The 6126-nt window shown below is 55.3% G+C and carries 6 protein-coding genes; 2 read left to right on the forward strand and 4 right to left on the reverse strand.

The window, feature by feature from the left end; genetic code table 11:
- The 3 genes from IQ260_RS26185 to IQ260_RS26195 form a co-directional block, all read right to left on the reverse strand.
- Positions 1-638 (reverse strand): S66 peptidase family protein (locus IQ260_RS26185; RefSeq protein WP_193996024.1); only part of this gene is annotated, 638 nt, incomplete at its 3' end.
- Between the two features lie 62 nt (positions 639-700).
- Positions 701-2470, reverse strand: a complete 1770-nt coding sequence (locus IQ260_RS26190) for a WD40 repeat domain-containing serine/threonine-protein kinase (protein ID WP_193996025.1) — start codon at positions 2468-2470, stop codon at positions 701-703.
- A 27-nt stretch (positions 2471-2497) separates the two neighbouring features.
- Positions 2498-2779 (reverse strand): Ycf34 family protein, encoded by a 282-nt coding sequence (locus IQ260_RS26195; RefSeq protein ID WP_193996026.1) that lies wholly within the window; start codon positions 2777-2779, stop codon positions 2498-2500.
- Between the two features lie 247 nt (positions 2780-3026).
- On the opposite strand from IQ260_RS26195, the gene IQ260_RS26200 reads away from it, so the two are divergent.
- Positions 3027-4292 carry a tRNA nucleotidyltransferase/poly(A) polymerase family protein gene (locus IQ260_RS26200; protein WP_228016448.1) on the forward strand — a complete coding sequence of 422 codons (1266 nt, stop codon included), beginning with the start codon at positions 3027-3029 and terminating at the stop codon, positions 4290-4292.
- Positions 4293-4318: 26 nt separating this feature from the next.
- Here the strand turns inward: IQ260_RS26200 and IQ260_RS26205 are convergent, their stop codons facing one another.
- Positions 4319-4480, reverse strand: a complete 162-nt coding sequence (locus IQ260_RS26205; protein WP_193996028.1) for a hypothetical protein — start codon at positions 4478-4480, stop codon at positions 4319-4321.
- 69 nt (positions 4481-4549) lie between these two features.
- Between IQ260_RS26205 and IQ260_RS26210 the strand changes: the two genes are divergently transcribed.
- The gene (locus IQ260_RS26210; protein ID WP_193996029.1) at positions 4550-6031 is read left to right on the forward strand and encodes a DEAD/DEAH box helicase family protein; all 1482 of its coding nucleotides are present in this window, start codon (positions 4550-4552) and stop codon (positions 6029-6031) included.
- Positions 6032-6126 lie beyond the last annotated feature (95 nt).

A 6126-nucleotide genomic window follows, 5' to 3' on the forward strand; every position in this document is an offset into this window, starting at 1 on the left:
TGGGTGAGCATGCGGTCGAGACGATAGGGTGCTTCGGTAACGTCTTCAAGCGCTAAGATAGCGCCGGTCAGGTCGGGTTCATGGGAGGTGCCCAGCAGACAGGTGGCCACAGTCAGATTGGCGGGTAATAATTTGCCGGTGGCAGTGCCGCTAACCCAGCTATCGCCGGTCAGGGGCTCTAAAGTGTGATGTTCTAGCCAGTTAAACAACCGCTGCCGTGACCAGTCCGGTTCCTGGCTAAGGGTGGTGAGTAACGGGCCGTGAATGCCACCGCTGATTTGGCCACTCCACAGCAGGCTGGTGATATCGGAAAAGCCGATCAGCCATTTGTTTAGGTCCGCTGGCCACTGCCAGTTTTCGAGTAGGCGGGTGCCGCCGTAGCCGCCTCGGACACAGAGAATACCTTGATACTTGGGATTGGTCAGTGCCTCAAGCAGCTGTTGGCGGCGCTGGTCGTCTGTACCGGCTAGATATCCCCAGCGGTTGTCGTAGGTAGGGCTGAGTTCGACTCGATAACCGCGATCGCACCAAACCTGCACCCCTGCCTCAAACTTAGTTGTTTCTCGCAGAGCACCGCTGGGAGCAATCGCATAGAGTAAATCCCCAGGTTTTAGGGGAGCAGGGGGAGCATAGGCCATGGAGCAGACGAATTCAAACAGCGGTTTTGATCATGGCATATTGGCGGCTAATCGCTGGCTAATCACTGGGGTATCCGTCGCCAAACGGTGACGGTTTCATCCTGACTGCTGCTGACCAGGGTGTGGCCATCAAAGGCAATCGCAATGACGCCCCATCCCTGAACCAGTTCTGATACACACTGACCGCTGGTCCCCTGGTAGACCCGCAATGTATTCCCCTCACTGCCCACAGCCAGCAGCCGAGCATCCGGACTCAGGGCCAGAGACGTAATGCTGTCTTCTACTTGACAAAGGCGTTTCGGTTTAGCCGATAACCCTACGGTCCACACATCTACCTGGCCCTGGTCGTTGCCAACAACCCCATAGTTGCCACTGGGATGCAGGGCCAACGCCTGACTTGGACGAATGGGTAGGGTATCAATCAGTTTTTTGTCTGGAATGGACCACAGCCGCAGGGTGCGATCGCGACTAATACTGGCTAGCCGGGAGCCGCTAGCTGCGATCGCACTCACCCAATCCTGATGCTGGTTAAAGCTGTGGCTAGGGGTCAGCTGCTCTAAATCCCAAAGCGTAATGTGACCACCGCCGTCGCTCACGATTAAATAGGGGGGAGTCATGGCTAAATCCGTCGGTAGCCAGCCAGGTTGAGTCAGGGTGTGCAGCAAGTTTCCACGGCTCAAATCCCATAGTTTTACAGTGCCATCGCTGCTGGCACTATAAAGGGTGTGACCTTGGGGATGAATGGCCAGGGCGGTGATGCGATCGCGATGATGACGACCCTCCAGGGTAAACATTTCTGCCTCAGCAGCCAGGTCACAAATTAGGATGCTGCCAGTGTGGGTCCCCAGGGCCAGGATTTTTCCTTGGAGAGCAAGGGCTGTGGTGAGTCCAGGGGTAAGCCGATAAAGGCGCTGCCAGGAAATTTTCGGAGCCGTTCGTTTGACCGGTGGGAGGGCCGAGGAGTTCGAAGGATCAGCAGATGACAGGAAGCGCTTTGGAACCTGTAAAGCTGGTAGAGACTCTTGGGCAGGGAGCAGGGAGCGAGCTTTATCCAGAAGGGAGACGACAGGGGATTTTTTGAGGTCGGTGAGGGCCTGGTCGGCGCTAGAGTAGCGACGTTCTATGGGGCGTTCTAGGAGTGTCTGCAAAACCTGGCTGAGGTTTTTAGGTAGGGGGTCTGTCACGAAGTCGAGCCAGATCCAGCGGTTGTCAGCGACTGAGTAGAGGTCAAAGGGGGCTAGTCCAGTCAGAAGATGAATGGCCACCAGCCCTAGACTATAGAGATCGCTGGCATAGACTAGCTGTCCTAGCGCTTGTTCGGGAGCGGCGTAGGCAGCGTCTCCGCCAGTTGTGGCTAGGGTGGGGTTCTGTTTATTCAGCCGCTGGGTAATGCGTAAATCGACGAGGACGGGCGGCTGATCGGGGCTGGCCTGCCGAATATTTGCAGGGCGAATGTCGCCATGGACCAGGCGGAAGCTGTGGAGGTGTTCTAAAACTGGCAAGAGTGACAGCAGCTCGGTTTCTACTTGGGCGGCTGTCCAGGGTGGTGTGTGGGTTTGGAGACTGGGGGTCGCAATGTGCTCAAAGACGAGAAACTGTCCGTCGGGGGATTGCCAGCTGTTGAGGAGGGTGGGTAGCTGAGGGTGTTGTCCGACAGCCTTTAGGCGTTTGGTTAAGGTATCAAGCGGTTCTGAGGGGCGATAGATTTGCTTGATGACGACGGATGTGGGGGAAGCATTCGGCGTCAAAATCTGCGCTAGGTCTGTTTGGCCATTTTGACCTTTGCCCAGGCATTTGACGATGGTGTAATGTTTGCCGATGTTGGGTTTCATGAATTCAACCCAACCTACGCCGATTGATTATGTGGGAATGGCTTCGCCGGGGCGGAGCTTGGCCCATCTGCCGGTGTCTTGCTGGAAGCTATCACAGCCGACCACGTCGTATTCAAAGCCAAAATCACCTGATTGGACAATGCGATCGCCTTCTACGCTGACTACGGGGGGAGTAATGTTGGCGTTAATCGTGGGATTTTGAGGGTCAAAATCTGGGGTATCGGTGAGATGGGGCTGCCGATGGTTGGTTTCCACCGCATGGTAGGTAATGCAGCGGTCAACGTAGTGGCAGTTGATGCAAATACACATGGCAGGGGAAGGATGTGGTGAAGTGCCAATTCCTGTTTGGAGCGTAGGCGCTGTAACTACAGTAGCGCACCTAAAATATGGGTAGAAAGATTTGTTGCAAATTGTGCGGTTGAGCTGTCCGTTTTAGCGAAAATCTAGCAACAGCCTAAAATTAGGCACCAGAATTAAGTGCCGACCAGCGACGCAATATAGGAGAATTGTAAGCCGCACTACGTTTGGAGCTGCATCGTTGAACTTTGTGTCGTCTATGGCGTCTGCCCTAATTCCCACAACTTGGCCCTTTGATAGTCGCTTGCTGCCGGAGACGGCCTGTGTGGTAGGGGGCAGCGTGCGGGATGCATTGCTAAAGCGCCAGGCGGATTATTTAGATTTGGATTTTGTGTTACCGGACGGGGCAGTTGCGATCGCAAGTGCCATTGCCCGTCGCTATCAGGCTGGCTTTGTCGTGCTCGATGCCGACAATCAAATTGCTCGGGCCGTCTTTGACCAGGCCACCATCGACTTTGCCCAACAGGTGGGGCCAACTCTGGAAACCGACCTGCAGCGGCGAGATTTTACCATCAACGCCATTGCCTACCATCCCCAGAGCGATCGGCTGATTGACCCCCTCAATGGCATGGCCGATCTGCAGCAGCAAACCCTGCGGATGGTCAGCCGTGAGAACTTAGCGGAGGATCCGCTGCGGTTGTTGCGGGCCTACCGTCAGGCGGCCCAGCTGGGGTTTACCATCGACAGCAACACCCGTCGCACCATTCACGAGCTGGCTCCTTTATTGCAAACCATCGCGGCTGAGCGAATTCGCCACGAATTAGATGCGCTTTTGAGCCAGCCCAAAGGAGCTACCTGTTTTCGCATGGCGTGGCAGGATGGATTATTTACCACCTGGCTGCCCCACCTGAGTGAACAACATGCTAAGCAGCTAGCGGCCCTAGACAAGGCCCTGGCCACGTTACCCAACATACCGGGCTACCTGACGTTGCTCCATGGCTGGAAAGATACGGTACCTGCTGGCCACTATCGCAGCTGGGTCAAAGCCGCCCGCCTGTCTCGGCTGCTGCCGCTGGATGAAGAGGCGGCCAACCGCTGGCTGAATCGCTTGAAGTATAGCCGTAGCGAAGGGCAGGCCATTTTTAGAGTGATCCAAACCCAGCCCTATTTAGAGCGGCTAGTGGTGCAGGGCTACTTATCCCGAGCGGACCAGTTTTTTTTGTTTAAGACGGCGGGCACTAGTTTCCCAGCTGTGTCCCTGGTGGCCCTCTCCATGGGCGTACCGACTGCAACCGTAGCCGAGTTGGTGAGGCGCTATCAGACTGCCGACGATCCCATTGCTCACCCCACTCCCTTGGTCAGTGGCAAAGACCTGATGCAGGGGCTGGGCCTGAGTTCGGGTCCCCACATTGGACAGCTGCTCAGTGCTATTGAAAACGCCCAGGCTAGCGGTCAGCTCACCCATGGGGATGAGGCGCTAGTCTGGGCGCAGCAATGGTTCAAGGAATACAATATGCAACGCTAGAAGACATGTAACGCTAGAAGACTGGCCTATGACTTGGGACCGACGGCAACGTTGCCGTCTTTAACCCGCACGACGAATTCGGTGCTGCTGGGTTTTGCAGTCGATTTCTTTTCGGGCTTACTTTTGTCCCCGTTAAGTACAACAATCAAACCAGCAAGGGCTAACCCTATAATCATTGACTGATCCATGGCAACGATTCTCCGTGGTAGATGGCTACGGGTCAATACAGTTGTAGATGCCCCCATTCCAGAAAAAACATGGTCCGTACACCTACACTGCGGTTTGATCGCGGCACGTTGATTTTGCACCCGCCCCCTCGGGGTAAAAGCTGGATCGACCATGCTGTGTGGGATGACCGGATTGAGCGGTTTCGGATTCCCGCCCACTGTTATCGCCCACTCATAGAGGCACTGCGCCAAGAGCAAATTGCCGTTGACGATCAGGCAGCCAACTTTACGAAGTTAGAGCTAAAACCGCAGCTCACGTTTGAGCCTTACGCCCACCAAAGCGAGGCGCTGAGCGCATGGCAGCAAAATCGCTGGCAGGGGGTGGTGGTTTTACCAACGGCGGCGGGTAAAACGTATCTGGCCCAGCTGGCACTGCAGGCGATTCCTCGCAGTACGTTGATTACGGTGCCCACCTTAGATTTGATGCACCAGTGGTATGCCCATTTAGAAACCGCCTTTCCCGATGCGGAGATTGGCTTACTGGGCGGGGGCAGTCGAGATCGCACCGATATCCTCGTTGCCACCTATGACAGTGCGGCCATCCATGCCGAAAATCTGGGCAACCGCTATGGGTTATTGGTGTGCGATGAGTGCCACCATCTGCCCAGTGACTTTAATCGGGTAATTGCTGAATATGCGATCGCACCCTACCGTCTGGGGCTAACGGCCACCCCCGATCGAGCTGACGGTCGCCACAGCGATCTCGACCAGCTGCTGGGACCGGTGGTTTATCACAAAACAGCGGCTGAGCTGTCGGGGCTGGCCTTGGCCCCGTATCAGATTGTGCAGCTCAAAGTAACCCTATCGGAAATAGAACGTCGTCGCTACGCAGCGCTGATCCAACAGCGCAATGATTTCTTGCAACAGTCCAGGATTTGGCTGGGAAGTCCCGAAGGCTGGCAGCGATTTGTGGCCGCCAGTGCGCGATCTCAGGCTGGGCGGCGGGCCATGTTAGCCCACCGCGAAGCCAAGACCATTGCCCTCGGAACAGATGGCAAACTCCGTATCCTCGAGGAGCTGCTGGCTAAACACTACCCGGAGCGCACCATCATTTTTACTAACGACAACGCCACCGTCTATAAAATCTCACAGGCGTTTCTCATTCCCGCCATTACCCATCAAACACCGGTCAAAGAGCGTCGCACTGTCCTACAAAACTTTCGCACAGGCACTTACAAAACCATTGTTGTTTCCCATGTGCTCAATGAAGGGGTGGATGTTCCAGATGCCCGCATAGCCATTCTCCTATCAGGCAGCGGCTCCACACGAGAATATATTCAGCGGTTAGGGCGAGTATTGCGCAAAGGCGACGGCAACAAAATCGCGCTGCTCTATGAAGTCATTGCCGAAGAAACCACAGAAGAGAATATTTCCCGTCGGCGCAAACAGACGCCTCAGCCGCCAAAACGAGAGTCTGCCTATCCCTCTGACCCAATACAGCTTCCCCTCGCAGCCGAGTCTCCTCCCCCTTATTCTTCTGAGAGGATGTATGAAAAGGGTTCCAAGGGGTAAAAAAGCTCACACAGTGTAGGCTGAAGTTTACATAAATCTCTAGCCCTGCGTGAGCCATGCCTAAAGCCTACACTAGCAGTCTCAGTCGTGCCCAA

The sequence above is a fragment of the Leptolyngbya cf. ectocarpi LEGE 11479 genome (genome assembly GCF_015207065.1).
GTDB classification, from domain to species: domain Bacteria; phylum Cyanobacteriota; class Cyanobacteriia; order Phormidesmidales; family Phormidesmidaceae; genus Leptothoe; species Leptothoe ectocarpi.